Origin of the sequence: Methylomusa anaerophila, from assembly GCF_003966895.1 — a bacterium.
GTDB classification, from domain to species: Bacteria; Bacillota; Negativicutes; order Sporomusales; family Sporomusaceae; genus Methylomusa; species Methylomusa anaerophila.
The window spans coordinates 1,692,688-1,709,238 of the sequence record NZ_AP018449.1 but is presented as its reverse complement, the minus strand read 5'-3'; the positions used below and the strand labels follow the sequence as shown (position 1 = coordinate 1,709,238).

Sequence of the window (16,551 nt, the reverse complement as noted above, 5' to 3'; positions counted from 1 at the left end):
AATTTAATTAAAGAAATAACCGTAATATCAATATCCCGCTGCAAACCACTCTTCTAATTTAAAGGGGGGGTTGAATGTGAGATCGATAACCAGAAATAATATCCTTAGCGAGGAGGCTATTAAGAATTTCTTACTTACGGTTAGTGCCCGTTGTTTTAACTCTTGTACAGGCAAGGACAAGTCCCTGGATAAAGATAGGGCGGCGAAACTAGTTGCAATGCTGCTTCGGATCATAAATCTCTACCTGCAGGAAGAATATATCTTTAATCCCACTTTTGTGGCTTCCAGTTACACTAAAAACCTTACAGCGGAGGAAGAATCAATTCGCAAAGAATTATTAGACATCATCCTTTCACTACACGAAGTTGTGCGTGGGGAAATTGACGGCATGGAGAAAATGAAAGCTGTACTTCTTGTTAACGAACTGGCTGCTGCTTATGCCGCTAGTTTTACTGATTTTACGTATCCGATACAAAAGCCGGCTTCATAAACCATAGGCTGTAAATAGCAGTCTAATAAACGCCTATTTGTGTATTCTAACATATCACAGCGCCCAAAAGTAATTAAGGGTTACAGTCAGTAAACTGTAACCCTTTCATTTACTAGTCAGCCGCTGGCTCAACGGGCAGCCTGATTCTTGATAATATATTCTGATCTGCCAAGGGGCGCACTGGTGTCCATATGGCCGGTAATCGTATCGACTTTTTTACCGTCAACAAGAATTTGCACTCGTTCAATATTAGGGAATTCGGTCAGAGTATCAACTATTGCCGCAACCAGCAACATCTCCTCTGTCGACCCACCAGGATTACTTTTAACTAATGCATTGTTAAAATTGGCATAGGCTATATGATTCTTAACCTTTATACCTAATACTTTGGTACCGGCCGGTACTATTGTGACAAGGTCCGGATTATTGGTACCGGCTGTAAATAATTCAAGTGCAGTTTGCGCCGGATGATCGTTTTTGGGTACCGTATGGGTTTCGGGAATTAAATACATGGCATCTTTCGTCGCCTGATAAGTTGTAATTACCATCGTCGCCTGAGTGTCAGGGACATTTGAAGTTTTGGACGCCGGCGCATCAACCGGCGCAGCGCCGCTGGTCAACGAACTATCCGTATTTTGGGATGCAGGCATGCTGCCGCAGCCTGCGGTGAGTAATACAGTCATCAACCCGGTTATAATCCAGATACTAGTTTGACGAAGCACTGGCACCACCCCCTATTTTAGCCGCTTGTGTGAAAAAGCTATCTAATGCGTCAACGAGTCCTTGCGCTATCTTTTGCTGAAACTCAGGTGAATTGAGCAATTTCTCCTCGTCGGGGTTTGAAATAAAAGCAAGCTCGACGAGAGCAGCCGGCATTCGGGTATACTTAAGCACATAAAAATTTGCCTGGTTAACTCCCCGGTTATTTAGACCGTCAACGTTAACAACACTGTTCTGTAAATTTTGCGCCAACAGTTTGTCATATAGCGACTTTCGGTAGTAATAAGTGGCCGTTCCCCCCACGTTAGGATTTTGAAAAGCATTGGCATGGATATCCAAAAATATATCCGCATTATTTTGATTGCCCACCACGACCCGGGCGTTGAGTTCTTCTGTCGCCCCGTCGTTGGGAGCATACACATCGCGATCATCCATTCGCGTCATGTATACTGTTGCTCCTGCTTTTTCAAGCAATTCCTTGACTTTCAAAGCCACGGCCAGGGTCACTGTCTTTTCCTGACTCCCGCCAGGGCCGATAGCTCCGGGGTCCGTGCCGCCGTGGCCAGGATCTATCGCAATTATCTTGCCGCTTAATCCGGGTGTATAATGAAACGCCGGCAGCGGTGGCGGCTTAATAATATCAACAACAACCCGGAACGGTTTATTGGCTGTTGGATCATTGGGCAAGGTAAATATTTTATAATCGGATTCCTCTATACGTAGCGGCAAATTAATGATCAGCCGGCTGGTTGACGGGTCAACAGATGAAATATTTACATCACCGGCAATATTTCCGTCCAGAGCCAGGGTTCCGGCAATCTTGCCGGCAGATGCTCCCTTAATGTCTACAGTCAGACGGGAGGCCGGCCCTGAGTCTAAAGATGCCGTTGCCTGCACAGGACCGGCAACATCGACCACCAGCCGCAATTTGTTGTCCCCGGTGATGGCGTCGGTATGTACGGCAAAACGAATGCCGGCGAGTTCAACCGGATTGGCTTGGGAAGCAGCCTCAATTGGCGAAGCCCACACAATTTGCAATGTAAATAATATCAGGAACAATAACACAGAAATATATCTGCTGTTTGACAAAATCAGTCCCTCCCGGAAAATCCGTTCGACGAATTCAGAATAAGATTGTTACAACGCGAACACAAATCTTACACGCATTAACCTTCATTAGATTTAATAATTCTTGCTTAATGGCTAAAATCCTACAAAGCATCCTAAGAAATTTCTCCCATTCTACTCGATTTCCGGACTGCCACGGGCGTAATTCCAATAAGCGTCCGGGCGGTAGTTATTAAATTATTAAATTGTTAAATTATTGCCTACGAGTATATTGGAATCCTTCGGCGAGTATAGAAAATAAAAATAAGGCCGTTTGCCGGCCGGCCGGGAGGTGATAAATACCATGATTATCCACCGTGGACATATATGGGCAGCAACTATGGAAGAACTGCTGGAGAAGATAACCATCTATCTGGCGCATGGGGGATATACGGCACTGGCTGAGCCCAGAACCAGACCGGTGCGGGAACAGGCCGTACTTACATGTTATGAATGGAAAGCAACGGCAGTCAGGACGGGCATGGAAATAAATGGGTCCGAGGATAGTTGAATATCCGAAATTGAGAAGAAAGTCACCGGATGCCTATGTTATAATTGCAGCAGCGGAGGTGATTTTTTGTATTTTGAATATGGCAGCAAGGAAATTAAATTCTTAAAAGGCCGCGATGAGTTGCTCGGGGCGGCGATTGATCGGATCGGGCATATCTACCGGGCGGTTGACGGCGATCTTTTCTCCTCTGTGGTCCACCATATCATCGGGCAGCAGATCTCCACCCGCGCCCAAGCGACCATCTGGCAAAGGCTTAGCGGCAGGATTGGGAATATCAATGCCGCTGCGATAGATTCCCTGGAATTAGACGAGCTTCAAAAACTTGGCATGACCTTCAAAAAGGCCGGGTACATCAAAGACTTTGCAGAGAAAGTCGGAAATAAAGAATTTGACATCGCTGCGCTCACCAGCCTGCCAGATGCTGAGGTTATCAAAGAGCTTTCCGCTCTAAAAGGCATCGGCGTGTGGACTGCGGAAATGATCATGACCTTCTGTATGCAGCGTCCCGATATTGTGAGCTTCGGGGACCTTGCCATTCACCGCGGCATGCGGATGCTGTATCATCACAGAAGCATCGACAAAAAAAATTTTGCGCAATACGCCAGGCGATACTCGCCCTATGGAACGGTGGCAAGCCTGTATCTTTGGGCAATTGCCAGTGGTGAGATTCCGGAAATGCGGGACTATGCACCCCAAAAGAGAAAGGAGGCGGCGAAGAAATGATCTTTTTATCGCTTTTTCAAAAACAGCAGGGTTATCTCCTGCCGCCTACAGAAAGGAGCATGGAAAATGAGCAAGTACGCTTTCTATGATTTTGAATTTGGAATTTTGAAGATCGGGTATACCGCTACGGCAATCATTTTTTTGAAACAAGCGGATCAGATTGACGCTGATAACGAGCCTTCCGCGCTTTCCGATTTGGCTTTTGACCAGGTACGCGCCTATCTCAAAGGACAGCGCCGCACCTTTGACTTCCCATACGTGCTCCATGGTACGGAGTTTCAGAAAAAAGTGTGGAACGCGCTTTGTCAGATTCCCTATGGGGAAACCCGTACCTACAAACAGATAGCGGCGGTCCTCGGCAGTCCGAAAGCAAGCCGCGCAGTGGGCCTGGCGAACAGCAAAAACCCGATGATGGTCGTCGTCCCCTGCCACCGGGTAATCGGAACAGACGGCGCTCTCACCGGTTATGCAGGCGGCCTTGACATGAAAAAAGCCCTGCTGGAGCTTGAACAGAACGGGGTACCTTGTTTTCAGTAATGGGTGCGTAACAGCATGCCGGAAATTTAGAGTGTTGCAGCCTCCTCGGAAAACATGGGCAGATAAGAGGGGACATTCTCTTTTTTCATGGCAACGGAAATCTCCCGGTAAATTGGAATCTGGCTGATTTCCCGCACGGCGACGGACGGGGTCTGAATCCCCGCCGCTACAATCGAAGGCAAAAGTGTGACGACGTTTCCACGACTCACATAACTGCGGACGGGATCGTCCTCGGCTCACCCGTCTATTACGCGGACGTGACGCCGGAGATGAAGGCCTTTATCGAGCGGTCGGGCATGGTATCCGCGGCAAACGGCAACATATTCAAACACAAGGCGGCGGCATGCAGGCCTTTGACACGATGAACCACTTCCTGCATTACATGCAGATGTACTTAGTCGGGGGCAGCTACTGGAACATGGTTTACGGCAAGGAACCGGGAGAAGTATTGAACGACAGCGAAGGCATGGAGAATATGCGGGGCGGCGGCGAGAACATGGCTTGGCTTCTGAAAAAGATAAATGCATAAAATAGAAAAGCCGGCAGTGCCAGCCCCCAAAAGATTGCTGCCGGAATCCACAATACGTTTCTGGTCACGGCGGGCATCCTGGCGTGGGCATTGCTGATTGGGCTGATTGGGCTGTGTCCGGATAAATCGCCCGCAGCGGAAAATATGGATAAATCAGAAAAAGCAAAAGGCGTACAATAGCTAAAAAGACGAAAGGCGTGTGAAGAAATTATGAAATTATTTGAACCTTATAATATAAAAAATGTAACGTTGAAAAACAGAATCGTTATGCCACCCATGTGCATGTATCAAGCGGCTGCGGACGGCTTTCCGACTTTGTTTCATATTGCTCACTACGGCGGCAGAGCGGTCGGCGGAGCAGGACTTATTATCGTGGAATCGACGGGTGTAACGCCGGAGGGCAGAATTACAGATCAGGATCTCGGTATTTGGGATGATAACCACATACCGGCCCTGAAGCAGATTGTCGATGTTTGCCACCGGGAAGGGGCTAAAATTGCCGTTCAGATCAATCATGCCGGCAGGAAAAGTACCTCTCTTGCCGGTGGACCATTTGGCCCCAGTGCGATACCGTTCAGCGACAAGGATCGCACGCCCTATGAATTAACCAAAAATCAGATTTCAACGATCGTAACGGCTTTTCAAAAAGCGGCTGAGAGGGCAAATGCTGCCGGCTTCGATGCGCTGGAGGTGCATGCGGCGCATGGGTATTTGCTTCACTCGTTTTTATCTCCGCTTACCAACCGGCGCACGGACGAATACGGCGGGAGCCTTAAAAACCGTGCACAGTTCCTACGGGAAGTGCTGGAAGCAATCCGAAAAGTATGGCCAGCGACAAAGCCGCTCTGGCTGCGTGTGTCGGCGCATGATTATGCCGAAGGCGGTATCGACGGCGGCATGATGGTGCAAATCATAAACGAGATCGCCGCTCTTGCCGACCTTGTTCATGTCAGTACAGGCGGCTTGCTGCCGGCTGGCGTCAGGGATTATCCGGGTTATCAGGTGGGTCTGTCCGAACAGATCCGCAGAGAGTGTAAAAAACCGACCATTGCTGTTGGTCTCATTACAAACACGGAAATGGCCGAGGAAATCTTACAAAACGGACGCGCTGATTTAGTTGCATTTGGCCGGGAATTATTGCGCAATCCGTATTTCGCCGTTCAGGCAGCCGAAAAATATGATGTCCCTGGATACGTTCCAGAACCGTACAAAAGAGCCTATCCGCACAGAAAAGAGTAAAGCACCGGGTTGCAAACTTTTAGGAATAGGCACTCGTGGCCCAGATGGGTAGGCGCGTCGGACTGGTCACAAATTCGAATTCTGTCAGGCGCACGAACATCAAAAATCCGAATCTCTTTCTGATTGAGAAAGGTTCGGATTTTTGATGCTTTAAGTCATAGTTGAAGGGAACCACAATGTCATGCCACCGCTGATTGTAAAAATTGCAAAAGAAACGTATTTCCATTTGACCCCACAGAGCCACCACGATACGGATATTGGTAATGGACCGCTATTCAGAAAAATATTGATCTTCTCCCTGCCTATCATGGCCATGAACATTACTGCAACTGCTATATATGAGAATCTACCTCATCAGCATGCCAGCCAGCATGGTATTCAACTTCGGTGCGGTATTCTGCGCGCTGCAGACGACATCCCATCACCTGGCGTTAGCAGGAGTCGGTCAAGTAATCATCTTTTTCTATGCGCGACGGCAAATACGTAAACAAGTTGCGGCTTTATAGTCAATGAACATGGCTGTCGTGCGGATTCTAGAAAAAGGATGGATTTTGATAACAATTCAGGCGGGGACGATGTTCCACCTTGAAGAAGGGAAAGAAAAAAAACCTAAAATGGGCTTATTTCAAGGCTTTTTGGCGGAGGAGGTGGGATTCGAACCCACGTGCCCTTGCGGACAACCGCATTTCGAGTGCGGCTCGTTACAACCACTTCGATACTCCTCCGTGTATAAATATTCAGTTTTTATGCACCCATTACATGATTTCGAGTCGTTTCCGTTATGACCGCTTCGGCACGCCTCCGAGAACACCTCTCCACATTCATCATTTGCGTCGCTGCCGAAAGAAGTCCTTCATAATCGCGGCGCATTCATCGGCCCGGACCCCGGCGGTAACCTCCAGGCAGTGATTAAGGGCCGGATTCTGCACAATGTTAAAAATCGATTCAACGGCACCGGCTTTATAATCGGAACTGCCATATACCAGTCGGTTGACACGGCTCATAATCAGCGCTCCGGCGCACATGGGACAGGGCTCGATGGTAACATAAAGCGTAGCACCCGTCAGCCGCCAACGCTTGAGCCGCTGACAGGCCTCACGGATCACTAACATTTCCGCGTGGGCGGTGGCATCCTGCCAGGCTTCGCGCATATTATGAGCTCTGGCAACCACTTCATTGTCCAGGACAAGCACCGCACCGATCGGCACCTCGCCAATATCGTAAGCTTGCCTTGCTTCTAAAAGCGCCAACCCCATATAACAGTTGTCATCCACTATCCTGTTCACCACGCTTGACCCTTATGATGCGCACACTTGAATTTTATATTTCCCTGCATCCGGCAATCCGGCAGGGTTGCAACTATTTGTTCTAACCTTGTTGATAAATACAAGACAAGTGTTTGCGTCACTGTGATATTATAGCGTAAAAGAATGCGTCGCGCAAGTCTATTTTGATTAGTAATCTTGCCTGGCAATTACTGACACTGTCTCTCAATCGCATCCAGTTTTGCCGGTTGCAGGGCGCACCAACAAAAAAACCGTAGACCCAGCGTCTACGGTTTTTTATTGTACTACGGTGAGCGGGAGGACTCGATCTTAGTTTGACAAATCCTGATTTATCCTTTCAAATCCCAGGCGTTCAATCATGTTTCCCAACCGTTCATAACTTTTTGCGTGTTCGCTGTAGTAGTTGATAATTTTATCAACCATAGGAATAACGTCTTCTTGCGGAACATTTTCCGCCAATATATCGGCCAACCGCGGTTTGATGCCGGCATTTCCGCCGATCATAACGGTGTACCCTTTGGGGGTACCCATAATTCCTATATCCCTTACCGCTGGTTCACTACAAGAATTTGGGCAGCCGGCAACACTCATTTTAAACTTTGAGGGCAAATCCTTGCCATGATATTTTTCATCCAATGCAAGCCCCAGTGTCACGGCATCCTGCTGGGCCCGTTTGCAAAAATGAGTTGCCGGGCATATTTTAATACTGCGCACACATAAGCCAATAGCATGGCCTTTTTTCATGCCAAGTTCCTTCCATACCTGATCAACCTTATCTTCCTCAATACCAACAATGGCAATCCGCTGCGCGCTTGTCAGCTTTAGCGCCTGCGCCCCGTACTTTTCCGCAGTATCAACAATTTTACGCATGACATTAAAATCCAGAACTATACCGCCGGGTATATGCGGTGCTATGGCGTAGGTTCTTTTATCCCGCTGCAGTACAGCGCCTTTTTCCAGCATATCATGTTTTGTTTCTTGCATTGTTTCCATTGTGCCGCCTCCCCTATGGAATATTTATTGTGTTGTCTACATCCATTTAGCATTTAATGACAACTATAATATGATACAGGGACGGCCCAATTATACTATATTTTTACTTTAAAACCCAGGAGGATTTCAAACCACCGGCACGTTCGAATCAAAAGTTAATTTTTTAAATGCCAACTAAACAAAATAATATTACAAAAATGATTAAGATCAAAAAATTAATATTAGAGAAAGGCCACAGGCAAACATCAAATTTTCCGCAGCTATTAAAACAATCATTAAACCTCATCAAGCTCTCCCTCCTTTAGGTCTTGATTCCAGTGGTCTGTAAACCCTAATTCTATAGTGTTCTTGCGAGAGGTTTTCCGTCCTGCTTTGTTGTCGTCGGCTTACATATTCCCGATATGCGCGCCTCCTCCGCCTCGCAGGACGAAAAACCTCTCGCAATTCATCCTATAGCTTTAGAGTTTACAAACCACTAGCGTATAGTGCAGACTATGACTAATCAGGTATTTTTGCTTCACAGAAAAATTAAAAATACCGTACCCCGAGGGATACGGTCTACAAATCCGCAGACTACGATATCTACGGATTTCTATTTTTCTTATGGTGCACAAATAAGTAGGATATTATCAATTAACTACTCAAGGAAAAACCTCTTGCTCTATGCCACAGAGACCATGCGTTAATCGGACATATAAAAACCGCAGGAAATGTCACATCGAACCAGATTGACTATTGATTTATAAACCTATGGTAGACACTATTATTTTTGAACGCACTGGTGCCCATTCGGATTTATTCAATTAGAGATTGACTCTCTGCCACAAAGTGTAGGGAGTTTTTTTGTTGCTCAGTATTAAGCCCAAATTACGCTTAATTCCTCATCTTTAGAGTAAGTATAAAGTACTAACAATTATTTAAATAATCAAATTTGGCGATCAAATCGAAATATGGGGCGGTAAAATTGATTGACTTTATTGGGTTTACCGGATATCACTTCACAATAATCTGGTTTTATCCCTTACAGTGGGTAGAGAAAACTATCCCCAATTAAGATATGCAATTCCGTAACAGATTAGGGCCACAATAACTGTTTTGAAGACTGCAGATAGTATTGGTAGAAAATTCGTTGTGTTGATAAAAACCTTGACATTACTTGGTTTAGACAATCCTTATTGTTTCTCCGTTAAGAATTTTTTGAGGCACTTTTTTAGATTGTCACCAATGTGTCACTATTATAATTTCTTATCAATTATCAATCCTATCTTTCCTTCGGTTATAAGTTTTCTAACAACATCTTCCTTCACGTCTATTTTCTGATCCAATAAATTAAGAATGTCCCCCCCTCCGAGTCCCAGTTTAGCTGCTTTTCCAATAATTTCTAATCTTTTTTCAACGATTAGTAATTCTCTCATCCGTTCATCTTGGTCATTCCTATAAGATAGGTCCTTAACCCACTCCCGTACTTCTTGAGAAATTTTAGCTAACCCTTCAAAGCCTATATCACCGGGGGACGACATTTTTACCCATTTGAGCAACAATCGGTCTTCTTTTGGAATGAACCAACGGTCAGATACTAAATCGGAAACGAGTCTAAATTTCATCCAGTGTGGCATTTCATTTATTTCATTATAACGAACCTCTAGCTCATCTACAATATAGAATGTCATGTAGATGCTGTTTATTGCTTCTAAAAAATTAGCTAACTCATCAACTTCCCAGTCGCGATCTAGCCAAAACTTAATCAGGTAGTCCTCCTGAAGAAAGACTGTGACATTAGGATAATTTTGCTCAACAAAGCTCTTATTAGTTGTAAAAACACTTTCTGTGGTAGTTCTAGCTTTATAGTGCGTAGCTTCGAGTTCTCGATATGAATAAGATAGTCTTGTTCGCCAGGTAAATTGTCTTAAGTCGACATTTAAATTCGAACCATCCATTTTAAAGAGCCAATCGACATGCATTTTGGGTCTAATTTCCAAATGAGAAAGTCTGTCATCCGCAAAATGGGTAGCTGCTACAAATTCGCCATTTGCATCGTGAACCTCAATATAAACATCCTGAATACCTGTTACAGTTATATTGTCTGTTACATTATGAAAATAGGACGCTAACTTCAAAGTATTCTTCTCAATTCTAGCCGCACTGACAATAAGCTTAACGATTTCATTTTTCATATGATTCCCCCTGCTACTCAAGCTTCTTGAAATCCCAAATAAAATAATTCTCTGGAGTTTTCGATTTTTGCCGTCATTTGCAATGCGTTACCTATTCACCCAAATCAGCCAATCAAATACCGTTCTTTAAATTTATCAACCCAACTTTTTAATTCCAGTTTATTATTATTCTGTTCAATAACTTTCACAAATGCCCTAATTCTATTTTCCGAAAACTACACTTTCCTTTGTTTGTGAGGAAAGTACAAAAGCATCACTTACATCTTTTCTGATATGCCAATAACCAAACGTTTTCCGTAGCATATACATCCCTATCGCCTTTTTGATTCCCACCTTTTTTAGCAGCCTCAGTAAGTATTCGATAGCCTGCACTCTTGTTATTGGCTTGTCTCCCTTTCGACTGGGGAACAGCCTGTCTGCTTAGGGCAGACATTTTTCGTATACAGTCTTTAAGTCTTGATGCAAAACTGTTGTGTCAGTTCGTATATCTAGTACAAAATGCAAATTATGCCTTCCGTGTGGGTAGCTGTCTACTCGGTCGTCCCAAATCACCAAAATGAAGCTATCATCACAAAAGTTCACCTTAAGGATGTCCACGCTGGGTTCGTAGAATAAGACTTACAATCTCGTTTAATTCTTTAACAACCGCATTGCTGAGTTTAAAATTTCGGGTTTACGAACATTAATCTTCTACCAAAAGATCTATCTCAAACTATAAAGGAAGCACCGACACACCTTATTATTCGTGCTTTAAGCAAGAATCATTAATATAGCAAAACGATTGTGGAGGGACAAAATTTGGAAAATAGTCTTGGGGTTCAACTGGATAATCATACACAGTTACATCGCCTATTTCTATTGCTATTCCCTCTGGTCTGTCGCCAAAATATTTAAAAAAACTGTCTTTATTTATCCCAGCCTTGTCACTGAATTTTACCCACAACCGCTCGGGGGCATCTACGGTGATGCTTTTTATCCTAAAGAAACCCACAATTTTTTTTATTGGTGCTGTTGAATACATGTAAACCCGCTCTACATCGGTATTCTTAAACTGAGACTTTCTAAATTCATACTTTTTATTTCCATTTAGAATCTCATCTACATACTGAGGCCTGATTGACAGTAAAACGCTCATCCAATCCTCCTCCCCGTTTGATTAGCTCGTATTTTTCATGACTAATTTCTAAAATTGACTGAGGCGGTCCTGATAAAATTCTATTTCTGACTAGGTAAAGGTAGCTTATAAAGTTTGGCAGATAGAAATGCCATCGAAAAATGATTACTGTAGTTGGCTTCAGGGCAATTCGCTCAATATCTTTAACCTTATAAACACTTCTTTTCCCGACAAGGCGTATGATCTCCTGTATGTCTTGCACCCGATAATACACATTTTCAATAATACCAATTGCTCTTATACCTTTTGCCGTTCTTGATTCATAGAACAGCAAAATATCTCCTGCTTCCATCTTCTTGCTCTGAGAGTGGCACAAATATGCTTTTTTTATAGTGTTCCCTTCCACGCAAAACTCATCTGCCCCAAAAAGGCTATCCTGTTTAGCTATTTCAACAAATAACTTTTGATGGTATTTGGGAAGAATGGGAACTATGAATTTCTTTACATCCTCACCATCATAGAAGGAAGGATAATACTTTCTGGATATTTCAACCGGGGATAATTCTGTGTAACAGCTAAATTCGGTAACTATAATATTTTTTAAATAGACATCCTCTTCTCCTAACTTTGCAACTCGGTAAAATCCAAAATCTTCAATTAGTCTTACCAATTCGTCATTAGAAACGGTGAAATGGGTAAGGTATACTTCTCCAATTTCGTTTTTCATAGCGTACTCAACAGACATTTTCAAAAATAGTTCACCAATTTTGAAACCCGAATTAGTAACTTTGAAAGTTGATATTTTTAACCTCTTCTTTATTGGTAAAGGCGGTTGAGACGCAATAGCTTCCCGTTCTACTTTCCAAATCAGAATTGCTCCTAATGATCCATCCTCAAGGATATTTACTCTTGCTTTAGTTCCTTCTCTACTCTTTTTCCTCCACCAAAGCTCAAAACCCGGATAATCTTGCTTAAGACTATTAAAAATCTTATCGTTGAGATCAAGATGATAAAGATGTACTACTTTTATAGCTAGAGGTTGGTAAACGTTCTCATTAAGAAAATACTTTTTTAGATATTTTATTGCCTCTTCAATGTCGAAAACTCGATCCTCAAGGCCAATCTTCCGCGCCTTACGATATATACCTTTATCTTCAGTAATTAAAAAATCTACTGCATTCCGGTAAACACTATATAAAATATTATTATCAATAGTATCATGACTGTTCGCTACCCCAACAGTATCAATAAACTCCTGATCATTATCCGCTAATGGCGGATCCGATAGAATGGGGTATGCTGACAGTTTAGATAACATGATCTTCTTTCTTTCTTCATTTTTGTCCCGCCGCAAATCCTCAATAGAAGACGGATGAATAATAGTCTTAATATTTAACTCGGCACATACTCGAAGTAATTCTGTAAGCTTGTTTGATGGAATTGCATTATCTTCACGATATATAAAAATGTTAGTATCCAAAACTATATTCACATCTGCCCTCCCCTTAAGAATAAAATCACGGCTTTTGTCTTTATATGATAATTCTATATATTCGGTATTTGACGAACAATCAAACACTTCCTTCCCGTATTGAAAATATTGGGGAAAATAGTATATCGCCCTAATTTTCTCCATGCATCTATATTTTAGAGTAGACACAGGGGGTAGATGTAGGGACGGTGTACCGTCTTCTTTAATATTTCCTTTATCAAGACAGTACCACCGTCCCTCTGGTCGCCTAAGAGTTAAGGGACAAGTTTTTTTGTCCTCTTAATGAAATACTTATGGGTAATACAATCCGTATAGTCTTTTTTTACATGGCAAACTAGGAAACTGCAATGGTTGGTGTTTCAGTTCATTTGTTTTCGTTGCTCCGGGATTACACTAACATCGCGCCACCTAAATAAAATTAAAAGCTACTTCACCCGAGGCAAAGTAGCTTAAGATTCTATGTAAGGTTTATACCGTTAATTTCACGTATAAAGCGTAATAGTCCATCGCTTTCATCTTTTTCATAAAACCTGAATCCATGCCGCGAGTAAAAATCCATTAACTTTATATGTTCGGCACACTCAACTAGTACTATCCTACCTCCGGTTATGTGTTGAGCTTCAATTATTTTTTCATAGTAAGGTAGAGCAATTCATCCCCACTTATAAGCTTGTCTAATCCATCTCTATAGTTTTTGGATAACTGTCCTATTAAAAAAACAGGTATTTCATTTATACCATTGCTTTTTGTTCCGACTAATTTTTTTCGCAACGAAATAGATACGTTATTTTTGATTCTCAAAACTTTAGGTGCAATTGCGAAGTATCCAACCAATTCTTTCTTATCCTTATACGATGTATATACAAGATATGTCCTAGATATCCCTAATTTATGGAAAAGAATAGCCTTTTCATGTAAAAAATATTCTATGTCAGAATCCATAGGGCAAGAAAAATTGGCGACTAGTACCTTGACCGAGATGAAAATTAGAGTTAATCTATACCCAAAAGAGATGGATGAGGGGTATAGAAATGAACAAAAAATACCATGTAAAGCTCAATGACAGAGAAAAAGAGTATGTGTATCAAGTCATGAATCAAGACAAAACATGCAAGAGCGTAAAAAAACGTTGCACCATCCTGTTACTGGCCGACGAAACTGTGGGCAAACCACCAACCCAAGAAGAAATCGCCCAGCGCTGTGGGGTGTCCGATGTTACAGCCTACCAAACCATCAAGGACTACAGTAACCAAGGAATCGAATATACCTTGCGATCCCAAAAGCCAGCGCAACTCCCACGCAAACCGATTATAACCGGAGAAATTGAGGCGAGGATCATCGCGTTAGCTTGTAGTGAGCCCCCAAAAGGGTTTTCACGATGGACCATCCGACTTCTCGCGAGAAAAGCAGTGGAACTGGAGATCATAGAGGCGGTTGGCCGTGAAGCCATCCGCACTACTTTAAAAAAACACAACTTAAGCCTCACTTGAAAAAGCAATGGTGTATCCCCAAAAAGTACAGTGGAGAATTTGTTGCTCGGATGGAAGATATCCTCGAGGTATATGCGTTGCCGTATGACCAGGCAATGCCGCTGATTTGTATGGACGAACAACCCTGTCAACTACTGGATCACCAGCTAAAGCCAATCCCCATGAAGCCAGGCCAGATTCGAAAGGAAGATCATGAATATGTCCGAAGAGGGACATGCAGCATTTTCCTTTTTACCGAGCCATTGGCTGGATGGCGACATGTTTTTGCTTCTGAACGCCGGACAAAGGTAGATTGGGCATTGCAAATACAACTCATTTTTCGCACCCTAATGTAAGCAATAAATAGTAATATGGTCGAGTAATTCAGAAGAGCTAAGGAATGTGCATCACAGACTTTTTTTTATAACAAGGGCAACTTGAATAAGCCCATGCTTGATGAGCCAATCACGAAATTTTCCTGGCACTATTCAAATTGAATGCCAAGTAGATCCATCCAAATGGGAAACGCTTTCAAATCTTCGTTACTTTGACACTCACACCTGTAATCTGGCCCTTCCCGGATCAGCACATAGGACTTGAATAGTATCAGCAACATCTCGGCTGTTGGCTGGGTCAGCTTGGCCCGATTCATCCCGATTCTCGGAGTCTGCGAATATCCTGCCAGTTGCTGACGAACCCGAAATTGCATCAGTCCTCGAATCAACAGCGCCACGGACAATAACATTAACAAAGCATCGATACGTCCTGGTTTCTTGAGAAATATCTGTGCCGCCAGCGCGGGTTCCTTGAGCGTCCTAAACTGTACCTCAACTCGGTGCTGCTCCTTATATTGGCGCAACACTTCGCGGTCAGACATCGCTTCTTCGGCTACGTTGGTAATCAAGACAAAACTCTCATCTTTATAACGGAGTAGATCGCATTTGTCGGTTTTCTCTCGGAAGATCTTGCCCTGCACACGCCAAGTCGTTTCTGTGATTGGAGGTTTAGGTGTTTTTCCCGGATTGCCACGTGATCTCTTTTCCACCGTGGTAGAGTCCAGGTTCCACTCCCATTCATAACAAGAATTCTTATGTTCCTGGTCGAATAACTGGGCTGCTTTACGGGCATCTGCTTCACAAGCAAACGGTCGATCCGCCAGAAGGGCTAGGGCCTTCTCCAAGGAATTTCGGTCTTTGGCTAGAATCTTGTCTACCCGCTCCCGACCGGCACTGGTTTTGACTACGATTAGACGGTATACCGATCCATCTACCCATTCTCGAAATCCTTGTGTCTGGTACTGGGCGCACTGTTTGCCTTCTCCAATCGCACCTTGAGAAACCCAATTTCCATCAGACTCAAATGCCAGTCGTTTTACCCGAACCGCCAGTTTCCGATAGAAAGCATCTGGACAGCGAGAAATGAACTGGACAGGGGTAGGCCGCTCTGTAAAAATCTTCAGGGTTGGCAAATTAATAAGCTTGGAATCGGCAATGTAGACCATCTTCTCAAGCCGCTCTCCATAGGTTTCCGTTAGAATATTGAGAGCCAAGCGGTTGAATTCTGTATCGGATGTATTGCCATCAAGCGGTAGACTGACCAGCGGAATTCCATGCTCATTGACGACTTTGCCCAAAACGACTTGTTTAAGATCCGGACGATGATCTTTACTATACCCATGGCAGACAGATAAACCTTGATAGTCTTCCTCCTCACATTCTTCGTAAGCACCAGCCAGAGTGATCGACGTAGTATCACAATGAAGTCTGTCTACAGGAACATCATAGGCAGCAAGACCCGCCAGACTAATCCGGCTAAACAAGGTTTCCGTACCGAAGGCACTGATTTTATCGAGAGTTCGAGCAATGGCATCGTCGGAAAAGTCTTCTGCCGCTAGACCTTCGCCAAATAGCATCGCAATATCGGTTCCGTAGAATGTTTTCCAGATGCGATAGAGGGGAGTGCGTGTATCGGCAAATGTTGATAATACTACACTCTTGGCCAAAAGACCGGGAGAAACTTTACATTGTTTCGAATCCCATTCTACGGATCGGTTAATGGTCTCGACGAACCCTAATTGATTCAAGTACTGATTTGCGACAACCGGAGCAAACGGCGTCTGTTGCTGCCGTTGCTCCAGGCTTGATGTTCCTTTCCAGCCCATGGTGTT

20 protein-coding genes and 1 tRNA gene are annotated in these 16,551 nt (G+C 43.7%); 10 read left to right on the top strand and 11 right to left on the bottom strand.

What is annotated here, in order from left to right; genetic code table 11:
• Nucleotides 1-76: 76 nt before the first annotated feature.
• Entirely contained in the window at nt 77-490 is a 414-nt protein-coding gene (locus tag MAMMFC1_RS07425) for a hypothetical protein (protein WP_126307803.1), read from the top strand.
• A 128-nt stretch (nt 491-618) separates the two neighbouring features.
• On the opposite strand, the gene MAMMFC1_RS07420 is transcribed toward MAMMFC1_RS07425, so the two are convergent.
• Nucleotides 619-1,212, bottom strand: coding sequence for a GerMN domain-containing protein (locus MAMMFC1_RS07420; protein ID WP_232035730.1), 594 nt, complete (start codon nt 1,210-1,212; stop codon nt 619-621).
• Nucleotides 1,196-2,299 carry an N-acetylmuramoyl-L-alanine amidase family protein gene (locus tag MAMMFC1_RS07415; protein ID WP_232035729.1) on the bottom strand — a complete coding sequence of 368 codons (1,104 nt, stop codon included), beginning with the start codon at nt 2,297-2,299 and terminating at the stop codon, nt 1,196-1,198. Before MAMMFC1_RS07415 ends, MAMMFC1_RS07420 begins: the two co-directional genes overlap by 17 nt.
• Before the next feature lie 322 nt (nt 2,300-2,621).
• On the opposite strand from MAMMFC1_RS07415, the gene MAMMFC1_RS07410 reads away from it, so the two are divergent.
• The 3 genes from MAMMFC1_RS07410 (at nt 2,622) to MAMMFC1_RS07400 (ending at nt 4,088) form a co-directional block, all read left to right on the top strand.
• The gene (locus MAMMFC1_RS07410) at nt 2,622-2,828 is read left to right on the top strand and encodes a hypothetical protein (RefSeq protein WP_126307799.1); all 207 of its coding nucleotides are present in this window, start codon (nt 2,622-2,624) and stop codon (nt 2,826-2,828) included.
• A gap of 66 nt (nt 2,829-2,894) precedes the next feature.
• Nucleotides 2,895-3,551 (top strand): DNA-3-methyladenine glycosylase family protein, encoded by a 657-nt coding sequence (locus MAMMFC1_RS07405; RefSeq protein WP_126307797.1) that lies wholly within the window; start codon nt 2,895-2,897, stop codon nt 3,549-3,551.
• A gap of 66 nt (nt 3,552-3,617) precedes the next feature.
• Entirely contained in the window at nt 3,618-4,088 is a 471-nt protein-coding gene (locus tag MAMMFC1_RS07400) for a methylated-DNA--[protein]-cysteine S-methyltransferase (protein ID WP_126307795.1), read from the top strand.
• A gap of 26 nt (nt 4,089-4,114) precedes the next feature.
• On the opposite strand, the gene MAMMFC1_RS22305 is transcribed toward MAMMFC1_RS07400, so the two are convergent.
• Nucleotides 4,115-4,297 carry a type 2 periplasmic-binding domain-containing protein gene (locus MAMMFC1_RS22305; RefSeq protein ID WP_126307793.1) on the bottom strand — a complete coding sequence of 61 codons (183 nt, stop codon included), beginning with the start codon at nt 4,295-4,297 and terminating at the stop codon, nt 4,115-4,117.
• On the opposite strand from MAMMFC1_RS22305, the gene MAMMFC1_RS22880 reads away from it, so the two are divergent.
• From MAMMFC1_RS22880 to MAMMFC1_RS21395, 4 genes are all read left to right on the top strand, one after another.
• Nucleotides 4,241-4,453, top strand: coding sequence for a flavodoxin family protein (locus MAMMFC1_RS22880; protein WP_408631243.1), 213 nt, complete (start codon nt 4,241-4,243; stop codon nt 4,451-4,453). The two genes, MAMMFC1_RS22305 and MAMMFC1_RS22880, sit on opposite strands and share 57 nt — an antisense overlap.
• 17 nt (nt 4,454-4,470) lie before the next feature.
• Nucleotides 4,471-4,617 (top strand): hypothetical protein, encoded by a 147-nt coding sequence (locus MAMMFC1_RS21980; RefSeq protein WP_197723940.1) that lies wholly within the window; start codon nt 4,471-4,473, stop codon nt 4,615-4,617.
• 210 nt (nt 4,618-4,827) lie between these two features.
• Nucleotides 4,828-5,856 (top strand): NADPH dehydrogenase NamA, encoded by a 1,029-nt coding sequence (namA, locus tag MAMMFC1_RS07385; protein WP_126307791.1) that lies wholly within the window; start codon nt 4,828-4,830, stop codon nt 5,854-5,856.
• Nucleotides 5,857-6,194: 338 nt separating this feature from the next.
• Nucleotides 6,195-6,362, top strand: a complete 168-nt coding sequence (locus MAMMFC1_RS21395; RefSeq protein WP_158618680.1) for a hypothetical protein — start codon at nt 6,195-6,197, stop codon at nt 6,360-6,362.
• Nucleotides 6,363-6,492: 130 nt separating this feature from the next.
• Here MAMMFC1_RS21395 and MAMMFC1_RS07380 read toward each other — a convergent pair.
• From MAMMFC1_RS07380 to MAMMFC1_RS21135, 7 genes are all read right to left on the bottom strand, one after another.
• Nucleotides 6,493-6,581: transfer RNA gene (locus tag MAMMFC1_RS07380), tRNA-Ser, on the bottom strand.
• Nucleotides 6,582-6,680: 99 nt separating this feature from the next.
• The gene (gene tadA / locus MAMMFC1_RS07375; protein ID WP_408631232.1) at nt 6,681-7,130 is read right to left on the bottom strand and encodes a tRNA adenosine(34) deaminase TadA; all 450 of its coding nucleotides are present in this window, start codon (nt 7,128-7,130) and stop codon (nt 6,681-6,683) included.
• 321 nt (nt 7,131-7,451) lie between these two features.
• Nucleotides 7,452-8,135 carry a nitrite/sulfite reductase domain-containing protein gene (locus tag MAMMFC1_RS07370; RefSeq protein WP_232035728.1) on the bottom strand — a complete coding sequence of 228 codons (684 nt, stop codon included), beginning with the start codon at nt 8,133-8,135 and terminating at the stop codon, nt 7,452-7,454.
• Nucleotides 8,136-9,370: 1,235 nt separating this feature from the next.
• Nucleotides 9,371-10,309, bottom strand: coding sequence for a hypothetical protein (locus MAMMFC1_RS07365; protein WP_126307789.1), 939 nt, complete (start codon nt 10,307-10,309; stop codon nt 9,371-9,373).
• A gap of 739 nt (nt 10,310-11,048) precedes the next feature.
• A complete protein-coding gene (locus tag MAMMFC1_RS07360) occupies nt 11,049-11,444 on the bottom strand; it encodes a hypothetical protein (protein ID WP_126307787.1) in 396 nt (131 codons plus the stop codon).
• Nucleotides 11,404-13,059 (bottom strand): PIN domain-containing protein, encoded by a 1,656-nt coding sequence (locus MAMMFC1_RS07355; protein WP_145987624.1) that lies wholly within the window; start codon nt 13,057-13,059, stop codon nt 11,404-11,406. The genes MAMMFC1_RS07360 and MAMMFC1_RS07355 overlap by 41 nt, the downstream gene beginning before the upstream one ends.
• A 480-nt stretch (nt 13,060-13,539) precedes the next feature.
• Nucleotides 13,540-13,857: a hypothetical protein gene (locus tag MAMMFC1_RS21135; protein WP_145987623.1), complete on the bottom strand. Its 318-nt coding sequence runs from the start codon at nt 13,855-13,857 to the stop codon at nt 13,540-13,542.
• An 89-nt stretch (nt 13,858-13,946) separates the two neighbouring features.
• Between MAMMFC1_RS21135 and MAMMFC1_RS07350 the strand changes: the two genes are divergently transcribed.
• Together MAMMFC1_RS07350 and MAMMFC1_RS07345 are read left to right on the top strand one after the other, a co-directional pair.
• A complete protein-coding gene (locus MAMMFC1_RS07350) occupies nt 13,947-14,405 on the top strand; it encodes a helix-turn-helix domain-containing protein (protein ID WP_126307783.1) in 459 nt (152 codons plus the stop codon).
• 50 nt (nt 14,406-14,455) lie between these two features.
• Entirely contained in the window at nt 14,456-14,740 is a 285-nt protein-coding gene (locus MAMMFC1_RS07345) for a transposase (RefSeq protein ID WP_126307781.1), read from the top strand.
• A 128-nt stretch (nt 14,741-14,868) separates the two neighbouring features.
• On the opposite strand, the gene MAMMFC1_RS07340 is transcribed toward MAMMFC1_RS07345, so the two are convergent.
• On the bottom strand, nt 14,869-16,545 hold the full coding sequence (locus MAMMFC1_RS07340; RefSeq protein ID WP_158618614.1) for an IS1634 family transposase: 1,677 nt from the start codon (nt 16,543-16,545) through the stop codon (nt 14,869-14,871).
• Between the last annotated feature and the right edge of the window lie 6 nt (nt 16,546-16,551).